Raw genomic sequence first — 16922 nt, 5'->3', positions numbered from 1 at the left:
CCGGCGCATAAATATTCGAAAAAGCAACACATTCTTCGATTGAGTTTAAAACAATTCCTCTCGAATTTTCTAAAGCTTTAGCCGCTAAATCTTTTCTTGGAAGAACTTCTAATTGCGTGTTGATTTCGGCAATTGTTTCGTTTAATGTTTGCTCGTTTGTTGTTAATAAGATCACTTGCGAATCAATTCCGTGTTCGGCTTGCGATAATAAATCGGCAGCCACATATTTAGGAACCGAAGTTTCATCTGCAATTACTAACACTTCACTTGGACCTGCAGGCATATCAATTGCAACTCCAAAATTTTGAGCGACTTGTTTTGCAGCCGTTACATATTGGTTTCCTGGACCAAAAATTTTATCAACTTTCTGAATCGTTTCTGTACCAAAAGTTAAAGCGCCAATCGCTTGAATTCCGCCGACTTTGTAGATTTTTTCGATTCCGATTAATTTCGCTGTATATAAAATGGCTGGGTGAATTTTTCCTTCTTTGTTTGGAGGCGTACATAAAATAATGTTTTCGCATCCGGCTAATTTAGCCGGAATACCTAACATTAAAGTTGTAGAAAACAACGGCGCTGTTCCGCCAGGAATGTAGATTCCGACATTTTCGATTCCGCGAGATTCTCTCCAACAGTTGACACCTTTCGTCGTTTCGATGACTTTTACTTCTTCACGTTGATCCGTGTGAAATTTCTCGATGTTTGATGCCGCTAGTTGAATCGCTTGTTTCAACTCCTCTGAAATTAACGATTTTGCTTCCTCAACTTCCTCAACAGAAACTTCTAAAGATGTTATGCGAACTTTATCAAATTGCTCTGTAAAGTAGATTAACGATTGATCTTTCTCGGTTTGAATTTTTCCAAAAACATCTAAAACGATTTTTTGTAAATCTTGTGCTTCTTTTGTTGGTCGAGAAGTTAACGCTGACCAATCCGAAAGTTGTGCGTTTATATAAGTTTGCATTTTTTATCGAATTACGATTTTAGAATTACGAACTACGAATCAATCGTAAATTGTAAATCGTCAATCAAAAATTATAAAATCATTTTTTCAATTTCTAACACTAAAATTCCTTCGGCTCCGGCAGCTTTTAATTGCTCAATTATGTCCCAAAAAGCATCTTCCTTGATTACGGTGTGGATAGAAGACCAACCTTCTTCTGCAAGAGGAAGAACCGTTGGAGATTTCAAAACAGGTAAAATCTTGGTAACTTCTGCAATTTTATTGTTCGGAATATTCATCAAAATATATTTAGAATTTCTTGCAGTTTGCACTGCATTAATTCTAAACAATAATTTAGATAAAAGTGCTTCATTTTCTTCACTAAGATCTTTATTTTTAGCCAAAACTGCTTCAGAATTAAGAATAGTGACTGTTTCCCTCAAACCGTTTTTAAACAATGTACTTCCAGAACTTACGATATCGCAAATGCCATCAGCCAAACCTATATTTGGAGCAATTTCTACAGAACCAGAAATGATGTGTATATCCGCCTGAATATTATTTTTAATTAAAAATTCTCTTACAGTATTAGGATAAGAAGTCGCAATCTTTTTACCATTAAAAAATGACAAATCATTGGTATCAATATCTTTAGGGACTGCCAAAGAAACACGACACTTAGAAAAACCTAATTTCTCTACAATATCTATTTTCTTATTTTTTTCGATGAGTAGATTCTCTCCTACAATTGCGATATCTACCACTCCATCTTCCAAATATTGAGGAATATCCGAGTTTCTAAGATACATAATTTCCATAGGGAAATTCTCTACAGAAACTTTCAATTGATCCTTTCCGTTGGATGCAGAAATACCACAATCTTTAAGCAGTTGGATAGATTCTTCATACAAACGACCACTTTTTTGGATGGCAATCTTGAGTTTACTCATAATTTTTTATTTTTTGTCTGAGTAATTGAAAACAGTTAAGATTGTCTTAGGAGTAAATTTTAGAAACAAAAAAACCGTCGAATAACTCAGACGGTTTAATATTTTATGTAATTTTTAGCACAAATAGAAATCAACTCCGTCTTAACAGTGATGATGATGATGTAATGCTAAAATTATTGACTTCATTTTGAATAGTATGTTGCAAATTTAAGATAAATATTCTATCCAAACTACTTTTTAAAGAATGTTTTTGTAAAAATTATTATGTTCGTTAGCAATCGTCTCATCATTAAAACGTTGAACATACTCGAAACCTTTGTCTGCACGGCGTTTTCTTTCGGATTCGTTCTCCCAAAGAAAATTTATTTTTGCCTGAATATCCAAATAATTCTTAGGATCTATATACACCGAATCTTTGCCTCCAGCTTCGGGCAAAGAGCTAGAATTACTTGTAATGACTATTGTTTTTGAAAATAGAGCTTCAATAATAGGAATACCGAAACCCTCAAATAAACTTGGATACACAAAAATATCTGCAGATTTGTAGATGGCAGCCAATTCTTTCATAGATACATTTTCTAAAAATAAAATTTGTTGATGCATTTTATTTCTATTGATAAAAGTTTCAATTTTCTTGAAGTACTTTGTCTTTTTACCCACTACTACGAGTGGAATTTCTGAATCTTTAATCGCTTTTACAATATTTAATAGATTCTTTCGCTCCTCGATTGTTCCTACATTAAGGATAAATCTTTTTGGTAGATTGAACTTACTCTTAGTTTCTAAAATAAAATCTTCAGATTGATTTTCTTTAAATGATTGATGGCAACCTTGGTAAATCACCTTAATTTTTGATTCTGGAACTTTTAAAAATTCAACAATATCATTTTTTGTTTGCTCAGATATCGCAATAATATTATCTGATGAAATGGCAGCTTTTTTAAATTTCCACAAATGAATTTTACGATCAAAAAAAGAATAATATTTGGGATAACGTATAAATATTAAATCGTGAATAGTAACCACTTTTTTTATAGGCGTATTGTCCCAACGTAATGGTAATTCGCCCGATAAACCATGGAAAATGTCTGCATTTTGCTTTTGCGCATCTTTTCCCATGAGGAGTTGACGTGAGAATTTTCCTTTTGAAATTTCTATAAATTCTGTGGATGAATATTTTAAAATTTCAGATCCACGTTCAGATTTGTTATTATTGAATAATAGATATTTATTTTCTGGGAAATATTTAGATAAAATTCTGATAAGATCGCGAGAATAATTGCCTAATCCAGAGGCGTTATTGAAAAAACGTTTTGCATCATATGCTATTTTCATCCTCAGGTTTTATTATGTTTTGAGTGAGCTGTTTTCTTTTCCAATGCTCTGATTTGTCGCTGTAAAGAAAAAATTTGCCCAATTTGTACTTAAACTGCATACCGTTGTCATAATGGGGCTTCATAAAACGATGCGGAATTGTGGGATCTTCTGCCAAACATTGTTTTACAGAATCCGTATAAACAGTGGGTCCAGTAGTTTTGTGTACATTGTGAGGATATGGATTTTTGGCAATATTATCCATCATATTGTCTATTGTTTTCTTTAAAAATGGGTGACCGGCTTCATAAGCCAGCCCCCATTGTACATAGTAAGTATAAGGAATTTCATCTGTTACCAATGCGCAGTCATCTTCCAAGATAAATTCTCGCAATGGCTTTTTCAATCCACTATCAACGTCCAAATATATACCTCCTTTCTTGTATAATATCGCATATCTGAAAAAATCAGCTTTGGCTGCACCTATAGTTAATCTATTGTAGGATTTAAGATACTCCGATGGAAACTCTTCCTTAAGGAAAAATTGCATCCTTTCATCATCATAGAAATGATATTGATACTCAGGATTCTTATTGAGCATTCTATTGATGTGAAATTTGGTAAGCCAAGGTAAATTATCATCCTTGAAGGTCTGGAATATTTGTTTCGGGATTGACATAAAGATTAAACTGCTACGTTATTTTCTCTTAAAGCATCATTCAAAGATGTTTTTTTATCTGTAGATTCTTTTCGCTGTCCAATAATTAATGCGCAAGGCACTTGGAATTCTCCAGCAGGATATTGTCTTGTATAACTTCCTGGGATCACTACAGAACGTGCTGGCACTCTTCCTTTAATTTCGATAGGTTCTGATCCTGTAACATCAATTATTTTTGTAGATGCAGTGAGAACTACATTCGCACCTAAGACTGCTTCTTTTTCTACATGTACGCCTTCTACCACGATACACCTAGAACCAATAAAACAATCATCTTCTATAATTACTGGAGCAGCTTGTAGAGGTTCTAGTACACCACCAATACCAACACCACCAGAAAGGTGAACATTTTTACCAATTTGTGCACAACTTCCTACAGTTGCCCAAGTATCTACCATAGTACCAGAATCTACGTATGCACCGATATTTACATAAGATGGCATCAAAATAACACCAGATGCAATATAAGCACCTTCTCTAGCAACAGCATTAGGAACTACCCTCACACCTTTTTCTGCATAGTTTCTTTTCAAAGGCATTTTGTCATGATATTCAAAAGGACCTACTTCAATTGTTTCCATCTTTTGGATAGGGAAATACATTACAACTGCTTTCTTTACCCATTCGTTCACTTGCCACCCATTTTCTGTAGGTTCAGCAACGCGAAGTTCTCCTGTATCTAATAAAGAAATTACTTCTCTTATCGCACTTTTACTCTCTTCATTTTGTAATAAATCTCTGTTGTCCCAGATGTTTTCAATTGTTTGTTGTAATGACATTCTTTTTTATTTTAATTATTTTAGTCAAATTGATCGCAAATTTACAAAACTCTTTGCGCATGTAAATAAGCTTTATTCCAATATTTATCGTTGAGTGAAGAAATAATTACTCCTTTTGAAGTAGAAGAATGAATAAATTTTATTTCTCCATCGCTTCCAATACTATGTACTAAACCAACATGGGAAACACGAGTTCCTCCTCCCGTAGCGAAAAATAGAAGGTCTCCAGGTTTGGTTTCCATGATATTGATATTTTTCCCTACATTAGACTGATCTTCTGATCTTCGTGGAAGTGAAAAGTTATTTTCTTGAAATACCTTTACGGTAAAACCCGAACAATCAAACCCAGCAGCTGTATTACCACCAAATTTGTATGGACTTCCTAAATACTTTTCGGCATCGTTTAGAATTCTTTTCACAGAACCCGAAATTTTATCATTGTTTTTAGAACCTAATTTCCTAAGATTTTCTTTTTTCGTGGTTGTGTGAGAATTAGATTTGTTAGCGAAATTTTTTGAACTCCCACATGAAATAATAGACATCGCAACAATAGCTATTGCAAATAAGAAACGGTATTTAGAATTTTTACTGATTGAATAAACGGTCATATTATCTTTTATTTTTAATCTGATACATTATTGATACAAATATAAAAATTATTGCTCTATAAAAATCGAATTTATTGTGACGTCAAAGCACAAAAAAGCCTGTAATAAAAAATTACAGGTCGATATATGAAATTATAAAAAATCTTATTTACTATTTTTTTTACCAGTCCAAGTTCCTGTTCTTGTAGGATTGGTAAGATTGTTATTCCAATTGCCATTTCCTTTCTTATCTACCAAAGTACCTATAAATTCTCCATCCTCAGGAAGTCCTACCGTTGCTGTCAGCTGTCCAGAAGTATTCAAGTGTCCAGAAATCGTGTAATTTTCATTGGCTGTTTCAGAATGCATTGTACCTATTACCTTCCCATCATCTGACACTACAAAATTCCACATACCTTTATCGTTACCATCATATGTACCTGACCATGTGCCGATATAATCATAGATAGTTTCATCGTTATCACTACATCCGATTAATAAAAAAGAAGTAAAAAGAAGTAAAAAAAGTTTTTTCATAGCTTTTTGTAGAATTTGGTCATTATAAAATACGTGGAGAATACGGGGATCGAACCCGTCACCTTTAGACTGCCAGTCTAACGCTCTACCAGATGAGCTAATTCCCCATAATTTCGAGTTTTCTCTTCGAACTGGTACAAAAGTAAGTAAATAAACGTGATTTGCAAATATTTTGTTAAATTTAATTCAAGTGTAATGAGATTTACAGATAGAAACGGAAATAAATTGATTATATTTAAAAAAGACACAAAAAAAACGCATGCAAAACTGCACACGTTAAAAAATATTTTAAAAATAAGTGAAAGGTTATTTCCAACCCCCACCCAAAGATTTATATAAATCGACTGCAGCTTTCATTTTGTTGAATTTTGCGTTTGAAATGTTGAGCTCAGCATTTAAGGAATTAACATTTGCATTCAATACTTCCAAGTAGTTTGCCATTCCATAATTCACCAATTCTTGAGAATAATCTACAGAATTTTTATAGGCATTCAACTCTTTAGTTTTTAATGCTATAAAAGAATCTTGCACCGTAAAAACTCTAAGAGCATCAGATACTTCTTTTCCAGCAGTAAGAAGTGTTTTCCTAAAGTTTAAATAGGCAATTTCTTTATTGGCAATGCTTACTTCATAGTTTGTTTTAATTTGTCTTCTATTCAAAATAGGTTGAGCAAGTCCTGCAACAATATTTGCGAAAAAAGAATTCAAACTAAATAGATGATCTATACTTACAGTCTGAAGGCCCGTACTTCCAGTTATTCTAAGCGTGGGATAAAATTGGGCTTTTGCCACGTTGGTAAGTTCGAATGCATTCATTAGATTATATTCGGCTCTCATCACATCGGGTCTATTAGCTAATAAGTCTGCTGAATATCCCAAATAAAATTTTTCTGGTAATACTTGGCTTTCCAGACTAGTTCTTTCGATTGCATGAGAAGATTCACCCTTCAATAAACTCATCGTATTTTCCAACATTAGAATCTGTGTCTCGATATCAATAAGTAAAGATTGGGCATTATAAACCAACGCCTCACTTTGTTGAACAGCTACTTCAGTAAGGGTACCAGCTTGTTTTAAAGCTTTTGTAGTTTCAAAATTATTCTCTCGAACTTTAATGGTGGATTGAATTATTTTCTTTTGATTATCTAAAGTAAGTAGCTGATAATAAGTAGAAGCAATAGATGCAATTAACCCACTTTTTACAGATTGATGCGCTGCAACATTGCCGAGTAAAGATGCCAGTTGAGACTTTTCTTGTGCTTTAAGTTTTCCCCAAAGATCTGCTTCCCAGCCTAAGGACGCCGTTATGTCAAATTGATTGACATATCTTCTCTCTCCCAAAATTTGCCCGAATTGCGTATTTACAGATTGTGTTTGAAAAGTATAATTAGGGCCCACCGTTAGGGTAGGTAAATACGCAGCTTTGCTTTGTTTCAAATAAGCTTCTGCAGAATTGATATTTTCTAAAGCGATCCTTACATCAAGATTGGCATCTAGCGCTTTTGTGATATGACTTTGAAGAATGGGATCAGTGAAGATTTCTTTCCAAGAGATATTAGAAGAACTAATACTATCTTGTGGTAGCATATCTGTTCTGAATAATTTTTCATCCACAATATCCTTTGGTCTCTCGTATTCCTTTCTGACAGCACAAGAAGACAATAAGGCTGCAGTAAGAACTGTATAAGCAGTTCCTTTAATAATTATTGATATTTTTTTCATTACTTAATACTCTTTTTTATTACTCTGCTAGATTGATATCCTCATGCTTAATAGGTTTTATTTTTTCCTGAATTGCCTGAAATATTACAAATAATACAGGTATAACAAATACACCTAATATGGTACCTATTAATAATCCTAATGCAGCTCCAGTGGCAATAGAACGGTTACCTACTGCACCTGTTCCACTTGCAAATACCAAAGGAAGCAATCCACAAATAAATGCCAACGATGTCATCAGGATTGGTCGTAATCTTGCTTTTGCAGAATTAATTGCTGCAGTGGCAATGCTTTCTCCGTGATGTCTCCTTTGGATAGCAAACTCTACAATCAAAATGGCATTTTTAGCTAATAAACCAACCAACATAATAAGAGCAATTTGGAAATATATATTGTTTTCTAATCCCATTAATTTTTGACCAAAATAAGCTCCCATAACACCCAAAGGTAAAGAGATTACTACAACCAAAGGAAGTATATAGCTCTCATACTGAGCACACAATATAAAATACACAAATACTAGACTCAATGCAAAAATTAATAGCGTTTGTGATCCAGAACTCAATTCCTCTCTTGTAAGACCTGTAAATTCGATATCGTAATTTTGATTCAAATTTTCCTTTGCAACTTCTTGTACTGCAGCAATAGCATCACCAGAACTGAAACCTTGAGAATTTGCTCCTGTAATTTTCACGGAGGTAAATAGATTGTATCTACTTACAGACTGTGGGCCGTAAGCTTTCGTTAGAGTTACAAATTGTGAAATTGGAGACATAACACCTGTTGAAGTTTTTACGTACAATTCATTTAGATTACTGATATTTTGTCTAGACTCTGGAAGTGCTTGAACCATTACTCTAAATTGCTTTCCATATTTGGTGAAATCCGCAGTATAAACACCTCCTATATACCCCTGCATTGTACTTAGAATTTGATTCACAGAAACTCCCAATTGTTTTGCCAATTGCACATTAATATCCATCTGATACTGAGGATATTTTGTATTGAATGAGGTTTGGGCAAACTCAATCTCTGGTCTCTCCATCAATTTTCCAATAAATGTATTCATGGTATTGTCTAGCTCAGCATAGCTACCACCCGACTTATCTAATAAAACCATTTCAAAACCAGCGCTACTTCCAAATCCCGGTACACTCGGTGGTTGGAAGAAAACTATTTTTGCATCTGGAATTTTTCCTGAAATTGCGAACAACTTTTTGGTGATATCTTCAGAATTCAAGCTCTCTCCTTTTCTTTCAGCAAATGGTTTAAGTTTGATAAACGCCAATCCATTATTACTTCCATTGCCTGATAAGAATCCTCTACCAGTAGAAATTGTAACATTTTGTACTCCTGGAATTTTCATAGCATTTTCTTGCATCGCTTTCAATGCATTATAAGTACGCTCCATAGAAGCACCAGGTGGTAACTGAACATCTGTAAAGATAATCCCTCTATCCTCTGTAGGTACAAAACCTTTTTTCATGGTAGAGCCAGCCCAAAATAAGATTACTCCTGTAACTGCAAAGATCAATAATGTTACCCACTTATGCTTTAACAAAAAGTTGAATCCTCGCCCGTATCTTTCTGTAGTTGTTGTAAATGCCACATTGAATTTATAGAAAAATTTTTGTGCGAAATTTTTGCTGCTGTAATCTATATGATGATCATCATGTGGTTTTAAAAATAGAGAACATAATACAGGACTCAAAGTAAGAGCATTAATAGCTGAAATAATAATTGCAATTATAAGGGTAATCCCAAATTGTTGATAGAAAACACCTGTTGGTCCTGTAATAAAAGTAACGGGTATAAATACTGCCGCCATTACCAAAGTAATAGAAATAATAGCCCCCGTTATTTCATCCATTGCTTCTACTGTAGCTTTTTTTGCATTGTCTACCCCACTTTCCATTTTGGCATGGACGGCTTCTACTACTACAATGGCATCATCCACCACAATTCCGATGGCGAGTACCAATGCAAAAAGAGTAAGTAAGTTTAAAGAATAACCAAACAGGTTTAAGAAGAAAAAAGTACCCACAATAGATACCGGAACAGCAATTGCAGGAATTAATGTTGATCTAAAATCCTGTAGAAAAATATAAACTACTATAAATACTAATATAAAAGCCTCTATAAGAGTAGTGATTACTTTTTCTATAGATGCTTCTAGGAACTCATTGGTGTCAAAATTAAATGTATATTTAATTCCTTCAGGAAATGTTCCTTCAGCATTTTTAAGATAAGTTTTAATATTTGCTATAATTTCTTGAGCATTAGAACCAGGCGTTTGAAAAATACCCATACTTATGGAAGGATAATTTCCATTTTCTCCAATACCAGAATATGATTGACCTGCCAATTCTACTTTAGCAACATCTTTTAGCATTAAATTTTGACCATTTCCAAGAGCTTTAATAATGATATTGTCATATTGCTCCTTCTCGTTGTATTTCCCAACATATTTAATAATATACTCAAATGAACTTCCACTATTCTGCCCAATAGAACCCGCCGCAGCTTCTCTACTTTGTTCATTAATAGCTGATGTCACATCATCTGGGGTAAGACTGTATGCTGCCATTTTTGCAGGATCTAACCATACTCTCATGGAGTAGTTTTTGCCTCCAAATACATTGGCATCTCCAACACCATTTACTCTTTTAAGATTGGGTATTACATTGATGTTAAGAAAGTTCTGAAGATACACATCATCTAGATCTTTGTTCTCAGAATAGAACGACATGTACATTAAAGCACTTGTTTGTTGCTTTTGTGTCACTACTCCAGAACGAGTAACCTCACTCGGTAATAAAGGGGAAGCTCTAGTAACACGGTTTTGCACATTCACAGATGCAATATCTGGATCTACACCTTGTTTAAAGAATATTTGTATACTTGCAGAACCATCATTACCTGCAGAAGAGGTAATATAATCCATGCCTTCTACCCCATTTATTTGTTCCTCTAGTGGTACAACCACACTTTTCATTACCGTTTCTGCGTTAGCTCCTGTATAATTTGCAGAGACACTCACTGTTGGTGGCGCAATATCTGGATATTGTGTGACTGGCAAAGATATTAGACCTAAAACCCCAAGAATAACGATAAGAATGGATATTACTGTTGATAAAACTGGTCTATTAATAAAGTTTTTTATCATTAGAATTTCGGTTTAATGGTTTGTACAAGACTATCTAGTTTTATGGTCTTAGACTTAACTGGAGTACCAGATTTTAGTCCTGCAATACCCGCTGCAACAATCTTGTCTCCCTTTTTCACACCTGTTTTGATAATCGCCAAATTGTCTAACCTATCTACGACGTCTACTACTACATTTTTCGCAGTATCTTTATCTACTTTGTATACGTATACAATCCCTTGTTGCTCGTAAGTTGCACTTTCTGGTACCACCAATACATTGTCGTAGTTTTTTGGGAATCTTACACTCCCACTGTTTCCATTACTCAATAATTTCTGAGGATTCGAGAATCCTACTCTAAACTGAATGGTACCTGTAGTAGCGTCTATAGACCCTGTAATAGCTTCTATTCTACCTTTTTCCTTGTAGATGCTTCCATTAGCCAATTGCAATTCAACCATTGGTAGATTTTTAATTTTTTCTTGCACGGTAGCGCCAACAGATTTTTCTAGGAAGTTGAAATACTCTTTCTCATTCATAGAAAAATAAGCAAAAATTTCTGAAGTATCCGAGATGGTAGTCAAGGGAACCTGATCTGTTGGTCCTACTAGACTTCCTACTTTTAAAGGTAATTTGCCAATTACTCCAGATATTGGCGCACGAATAATGGAATAGTCAATATTTGCATTGACACCAAGGTAGGTAGCATTAGCTTGTTGTTTTGCAGCGATAGCCTGCTGTACCTGAGCTTGTGCTCTTGCTAGATTGGCTTGTGCAGTTTGTAGTTGGATATTGCTAATGATGTTTTTCTCCACTAATGGTTTTAGTTTGTTCACTTCTACCTGAGCGGCGTTCACAGAAGCTTGTGCTGCAACCACATTAGCTTGTGCTGCTCCTACTCCCGCTTTTGCCGCAGCAGCAGATTCGTTCAAGGAATTTGTTTCTAATCTAAACAAAGGTTGCCCTTTTGTAACGTACTGTCCTTCATCTACCAAAAGTTGAGTGATATACCCTTGTATTTTTGCTCTCACATCATTATTTACCCGTCCTTGTATACTTGCAGGAAAAATATCATATCCCACGAGATTTTTGTCCTCCACGGATATTACAGGATACGTTTTGGGTCCAGCCTCTTTTGGAGCTTCTTTTTTGCATGCTGCAAGTGAAAATGCTGCAACAGAAAACAATAAAAGCTTGTTTGTCATATTATAGTTTATTTAGAGATTCTTGTATGTTTAATATATTCTTATTCAATAAAGATTTGTAATTTTCCGTTTTGAGATCATGCTCTTTTCTGTTACTAAAATTTTTCAAATCCTCTATAAGCTGTAATTCATCTTGCATCTTTTTGACAATTTTTTCGAATCTTATTTTCTTATAATTATCATTAATGATAAAGTATCTTTTTCTCTCATCCATCTTGTTAATATCTATTATTAAATGAGAGTGGATTAGAAAAGAAATATTAGTAGAAACAGAACTTTTACTCGCCGATAATACTTCTACAAGCTCATCGAAAGTAATTCCTACTTTTTCAAAATCGAAAATGAGGTAAGAATAAATTTTTGATGCCAAAGGGGGAAGATTAAACATCGTACTGTAAAATTTCACAGCATTGTGGAAAATATTCTCATCTATCGCTATGCTTTTATTCATTACTATTAAATTTAAAGCAAATATAATAATTAGTTCGGAACAAAACGAACAAATACAGAGTGACTCGCAATTACATCCATTTACTTATAAAGATTATAGATGCAAAATATCTCCAAAAGTTAAATACAAAGTAATGCATCTATACTAATATTTTCTCAAAAGCCTTTCTAAAGCCTCCACTTACGTGTACTTCGCCACAATATTGGTATCCTCTACCATCCAGGATTTTAAGCATTGCACTATTATCAAAATTGGTGTCAACTTTTATACTATAAATCGATTGTGACTTAGCAAACTCTTCTATGTAATCAAAAAAAATTTTGGCAAGTCCTTGTCCCGCAAAATTTTCTAAAATGGCTACACGATGTACAACTATATAATCTCCAGAACTTAGCCATTCCCCTATAATTTTCTCATAGGCTGGCTCATCATTCTTGATCAAAGCTCCATAAACAGCTACTACCTTATCTACCGTTATAACATAACCGTACTCTTTTTCAAGATCTTCCTGTATAGAATCTCTATTGGGGTATCCATTCTGCCACTGGGTGCTTCCGTCTTTGCGTCTTCTTTCTATAGATTGCTCAATTATAGTCCATATGGCATCATAATCATTATCTATTGCTTTTCTAAAATTAACCTCACTATTGCTATTCATATTCGTAAATATTAAAATCCATATAATTACAAAAGCCGAAAATTAATTGGATTAATTTTCGGCTTTCAATTAGATTCAGTAATATGTAAAACGCCTATTTAGTTTTCAACACTTTGAAGATAAGCGTCGATAATTTCGAATGCTTTGCTCTCATCATTCAAGTCTACCATTAGCTTCAAAGAGGTTGCAGTAGGCGTTGTCGTAAAGGTGAGATAATTATTTTCTACTTCGTTTGCAATATTACCTTCTTCTAGTTTAGATTTTATCAATTGTATTTCAGCGGAATTATCGCTTTCAAACACTGATACTCTTGTACTTCTTTCCATAATATTAATTTTGCATAACTAAATTACTGAAAATCGACGAAAAATACAAACAGTCTATTTTAAATCTTATTAATATTGTTTTCTATTTTGTCTAAAGCAATCTGAATTTCTTCATTAGATACATTAAGATGTGGACGGAATCTGATAGACTGTTCTCCACAAGATAAAATAATCAAATCATCCTCAAACAATAGATTTCTGAAATGATCTCTTTGCGCTCCACTTGGCAAATCTATAGCGCACATCAACCCTTTTCCTCTTGCGTTAGAGAGCATATTTGGGTATTTATCAGCTAGATTTTTCAAGCCATTAAGAAGATATTCTCCAACAACTCTCGCGTTTTCTACTAAATTTTCCTTTTCAATGACTTCCATTACCAATTGGAATCGAAGCATATCAATAAAATTACCACCGAAAGTAGAATTAATTCTAGAGCTTTCTCTAAATACATTGTTCGGAACTTCGTCGAACTTTTCTCTGTTAGCTAAAACTCCACAAACCTGCGTTTTCTTGCCAAATGATATAATATCTGGGCAAATACTTAGGTGCTCGAACGCCCACATTTTACCTGTAATACCAATACCCGTTTGTACTTCATCAAAAATTAGTAAAATTTCGTTTTCGTCACAAACTTTTCTTAATCCTGTAAAGAATTCATTTCTGAAATGATTGTCACCTCCTTCGGCTTGTATTGGTTCAATAATAATGCATGCAACTTTGTTGGGGTGAGCAAGAATAGCTTCTTGAATATTCATTAAAGCTAAATTTTCATTTTGAATGGTTTCTGCTAAATTTTCCTCCGTAATTGGAAATTTCAATTTAGGATTAATAATTCTTGGCCACTCGAACATGGGGAAATATTGATATTTTCTAGGATCTGAAGTATTGGTAAGACTTAAAGTATAACCACTTCTTCCATGAAAAGCTTGTTTAAAGTGAATGCAAATTCCTGCTTCTAGGTCTAATCCCTTCTCGAAATTCTTTCTAGTTTTCCAATCGAAGCAAGCCTTCATTGCATTTTCTACACCCATTGTTCCGCCTTCTATAAAGAATGCATATTGCAATTCTTTAGGTAAAACAACACGTTCGAAAGTTTCTAAAAACTGCGCATACTCCAAAGAATAAACATCAGCCAAAGTAGGTTTGTTGATTGCCATTTTGCCAAGCCATTCAGTCTTCGCTACAAGATAAGGATGGTTGTACCCAATAGAAGCCGAACCAAACATAGAGAACATATCTAAAAGATTTTTCCCTGTAATTTGATCGTGAATCCATGATCCGTGAGAATTTTCGATATCCATTACAAAATCGAAACCATCAGCCAATACATGTTTGCCAACTATCTGTTTTATCTTATTTGTTTTGATTTCTGCTATCTGCTCCATATTATTAAAAAAGTGTATTTGGTGTTATTTTTTTATGTTAATTAGCTTTTAAAGTAAAGGTTTATAAATCAAACTTAATACCTTGCGCTAAAGGTAATTGAGCAGTGTAATTTATAGTATTAGTTTGCCTTCTCATATAGTATTTCCACACATCAGATCCAGACTCTCTGCCTCCTCCAGTTTCTTTTTCTCCACCGAAAGCGCCTCCGATTTCTGCACCAGAAGTTCCGATGTTTACGTTTGCAATTCCACAATCTGAACCTGCATTAGAAAGGAACAATTCTGCTTCTCTCAGGTTTTGCGTCATAATTGCAGAAGACAATCCTTGAGGTACATCGTTTTGGATAGCAATAGCTTCTTCTAGTGTTTTGTATTTAATTAAATAAAGAATAGGTGCAAAAGTTTCGTGCTGTACAATTTCGAAAGAGTTTTTCACTTCTGCAATACATGGTTTTACATAACATCCAGATTCGTAGTTTTTACCTTTCAAAACGCCACCTTTTACCACGAATTTACCGCCTTCTTTTTCACATTTTTCGATTGCCAATTCGTATTGGTTTACAGCTTCTACGTCGATAAGTGGTCCAACGTGCATATTTTCGTCTAACGGATTTCCAATTTTTAGTTGACCATAAGCTTTTACCAATCTATTTTTCACTTCATCATAAACACTTTCATGGATAATCAATCTTCTTGTAGAAGTACATCTTTGTCCCGCAGTTCCTACAGCTCCAAAAACAGCTCCGATGATAGACATATCGATATCTGCATCTTTAGAAATAATAATAGCATTATTACCTCCCAATTCTAAGATCGATTTTCCGAATCTTTCAGCTACTTTAGAAGAAACCATTCTTCCTGCTCTTGTAGAACCAGTGAATGAAATAAGAGAAACACGTTTGTCTTCAACTAATTTTTGACCAATCTCATGATCTGCAACCAACACGCTAGAAATACCTTCTGGAAGATTGTTCTCTTTAAGAACTTCCATCATAATATTCTGACAAGCTATTGCGCAAATTGGAGTTTTTTCTGATGGTTTCCAGATGGTAACGTTACCACAAATCCAGCTTAATGCAGTATTCCAAGCCCAAACAGCTACTGGAAAGTTAAAGGCAGTGATAATACCTACAACTCCTAATGGATGATATTGCTCGTACATTCTGTGTCCTGGTCTTTCAGAATGCATGGTGTAACCATGAAGCTGTCTAGATAGTCCAACTGCAAAATCGCAGATATCTATCATTTCTTGTACTTCTCCCAAACCTTCTTGCAAAGATTTTCCCATTTCGTAAGAAACCAATTTACCAAGATCGTCTTTGTACTCTCTTAATTTTTGACCCAATTGTCTAACGAAATCACCTCTTTTTGGAGAAGGAATTGCTCTAAATTCTAAAAATGCCTTTTGTGCAGTTTGCAATACAACCTCATAATCCTTCTCGTTACTTGTTTTTATTTTAGCAATTAATCTACCATCTGATGGAGAATAACTTTCTATATATTTTCCTGATGCAAAAAATTTACCTCCAACAGAAGTTCCTTTGTTTTCTGCTTTTATTCCTAAATTTTTTAAAGACTTCTCTATTCCAAAGTCTTGTATTTTTTTTGACATAAATGACTCTTTTTCGTTTGTTCTAAAGTTAAACATATTATGCGAATGACAAAATATTATTTTTTTTGAACCCATTTTATCATTGATTTCTGATTATCGTGCTATCTTTGAAAAACAAGACAATTGATATGAAAAAGGACATCGAAAAAGATAAGGAAGAAATGAATAATGAAAGAAAATGGAAAATATGGATAAAAAAATTTGGGATTAGGGGAATTATTTTTTTTACCGTAAAAGGAATTATCACATCTTCATTAATCTATTTTTTGGGCAAAAATTTTTGGAGTGTTATATCAGAATATGTTTCTCAATTGTTTAAATAAAAAAAAAGCAAAGAACGGATTCTCTGCTTTTGGTTTAATTATAACTAATTATCTATTTTTTACTCCTTTTTGCTTCTGCTAAACTTTGATGTAGAAGATACTCTATATGTCCGTTTACACTCCGAAATTCATCACTTGCCCACTTTTCTAATAGTTTGTATGTGGAATCATCTATTCTCAATACAAAGGATTTTTTAGCTTTTGCATTGGTGTCTGCAGTTTTCTTCTGTGGATCTAAATCACTCATTAGATTTATTTTTATTTAAT

At 33.9% G+C, this 16922-nt stretch carries 17 protein-coding genes and 1 tRNA gene; 1 reads left to right on the top strand and 17 read right to left on the bottom strand.

Annotated features, from left to right (window positions below; translation table 11 throughout):
* From hisD to ACKI42_RS11235, 16 genes are all read right to left on the bottom strand, one after another.
* Positions 1 to 964 (bottom strand): histidinol dehydrogenase (gene hisD, locus ACKI42_RS11310; protein ID WP_407405483.1); only part of this gene is annotated, 964 nt, incomplete at its 3' end.
* A 71-nt stretch (positions 965 to 1035) separates the two neighbouring features.
* Positions 1036 to 1893, bottom strand: coding sequence for an ATP phosphoribosyltransferase (gene hisG, locus ACKI42_RS11305; protein WP_407405481.1), 858 nt, complete (start codon positions 1891 to 1893; stop codon positions 1036 to 1038).
* A gap of 237 nt (positions 1894 to 2130) precedes the next feature.
* Positions 2131 to 3228, bottom strand: coding sequence for a glycosyltransferase family 4 protein (locus ACKI42_RS11300; protein WP_407405479.1), 1098 nt, complete (start codon positions 3226 to 3228; stop codon positions 2131 to 2133).
* A complete protein-coding gene (locus ACKI42_RS11295) occupies positions 3212 to 3886 on the bottom strand; it encodes a glycosyltransferase family 32 protein (RefSeq protein ID WP_407405477.1) in 675 nt (224 codons plus the stop codon). The genes ACKI42_RS11300 and ACKI42_RS11295 overlap by 17 nt, the downstream gene beginning before the upstream one ends.
* A gap of 5 nt (positions 3887 to 3891) precedes the next feature.
* Positions 3892 to 4704 carry a 2,3,4,5-tetrahydropyridine-2,6-dicarboxylate N-succinyltransferase gene (locus ACKI42_RS11290; protein ID WP_407405475.1) on the bottom strand — a complete coding sequence of 271 codons (813 nt, stop codon included), beginning with the start codon at positions 4702 to 4704 and terminating at the stop codon, positions 3892 to 3894.
* Between the two features lie 41 nt (positions 4705 to 4745).
* Entirely contained in the window at positions 4746 to 5312 is a 567-nt protein-coding gene (locus ACKI42_RS11285) for a C40 family peptidase (RefSeq protein ID WP_407405473.1), read from the bottom strand.
* Between the two features lie 144 nt (positions 5313 to 5456).
* Positions 5457 to 5828 carry a hypothetical protein gene (locus tag ACKI42_RS11280; protein WP_407405471.1) on the bottom strand — a complete coding sequence of 124 codons (372 nt, stop codon included), beginning with the start codon at positions 5826 to 5828 and terminating at the stop codon, positions 5457 to 5459.
* Positions 5829 to 5862: 34 nt separating this feature from the next.
* Positions 5863 to 5935 (bottom strand) — tRNA-Ala (locus ACKI42_RS11275).
* A gap of 199 nt (positions 5936 to 6134) precedes the next feature.
* A complete protein-coding gene (locus tag ACKI42_RS11270; protein ID WP_407405469.1) occupies positions 6135 to 7550 on the bottom strand; it encodes an efflux transporter outer membrane subunit in 1416 nt (471 codons plus the stop codon).
* A 19-nt stretch (positions 7551 to 7569) separates the two neighbouring features.
* Entirely contained in the window at positions 7570 to 10716 is a 3147-nt protein-coding gene (locus ACKI42_RS11265; protein ID WP_407405467.1) for an efflux RND transporter permease subunit, read from the bottom strand.
* The gene (locus ACKI42_RS11260; protein ID WP_407405465.1) at positions 10716 to 11900 is read right to left on the bottom strand and encodes an efflux RND transporter periplasmic adaptor subunit; all 1185 of its coding nucleotides are present in this window, start codon (positions 11898 to 11900) and stop codon (positions 10716 to 10718) included. The genes ACKI42_RS11265 and ACKI42_RS11260 overlap by 1 nt, the downstream gene beginning before the upstream one ends.
* 1 nt (position 11901) lies before the next feature.
* Complete coding sequence (locus ACKI42_RS11255; RefSeq protein WP_407405463.1) at positions 11902 to 12351, bottom strand: GbsR/MarR family transcriptional regulator; 450 nt, start codon at positions 12349 to 12351, stop codon at positions 11902 to 11904.
* Positions 12352 to 12490: 139 nt separating this feature from the next.
* On the bottom strand, positions 12491 to 13009 hold the full coding sequence (locus tag ACKI42_RS11250) for a GNAT family N-acetyltransferase (RefSeq protein WP_407405461.1): 519 nt from the start codon (positions 13007 to 13009) through the stop codon (positions 12491 to 12493).
* Positions 13010 to 13107: 98 nt separating this feature from the next.
* Positions 13108 to 13335, bottom strand: coding sequence for a DUF2007 domain-containing protein (locus tag ACKI42_RS11245; protein ID WP_407405459.1), 228 nt, complete (start codon positions 13333 to 13335; stop codon positions 13108 to 13110).
* A gap of 59 nt (positions 13336 to 13394) precedes the next feature.
* Positions 13395 to 14720, bottom strand: a complete 1326-nt coding sequence (lat, locus tag ACKI42_RS11240; protein WP_407405457.1) for an L-lysine 6-transaminase — start codon at positions 14718 to 14720, stop codon at positions 13395 to 13397.
* 61 nt (positions 14721 to 14781) lie between these two features.
* On the bottom strand, positions 14782 to 16332 hold the full coding sequence (locus ACKI42_RS11235; RefSeq protein ID WP_407405455.1) for an aldehyde dehydrogenase family protein: 1551 nt from the start codon (positions 16330 to 16332) through the stop codon (positions 14782 to 14784).
* Between the two features lie 128 nt (positions 16333 to 16460).
* Here ACKI42_RS11235 and ACKI42_RS11230 point away from each other — a divergent pair, with 128 nt between their 5' ends.
* Positions 16461 to 16655, top strand: a complete 195-nt coding sequence (locus tag ACKI42_RS11230; protein ID WP_407405453.1) for a hypothetical protein — start codon at positions 16461 to 16463, stop codon at positions 16653 to 16655.
* Positions 16656 to 16707: 52 nt separating this feature from the next.
* Here the strand turns inward: ACKI42_RS11230 and ACKI42_RS11225 are convergent, their stop codons facing one another.
* Positions 16708 to 16902 (bottom strand): Arc family DNA binding domain-containing protein, encoded by a 195-nt coding sequence (locus ACKI42_RS11225; RefSeq protein ID WP_407405451.1) that lies wholly within the window; start codon positions 16900 to 16902, stop codon positions 16708 to 16710.
* Positions 16903 to 16922 lie beyond the last annotated feature (20 nt).

Origin of the sequence: Chryseobacterium sp. (genome assembly GCF_045629545.1) — a bacterium.
GTDB lineage: Bacteria > Bacteroidota > Bacteroidia > Flavobacteriales > Weeksellaceae > Chryseobacterium.
This window is presented reverse-complemented; position numbering and strand designations above follow the sequence as displayed.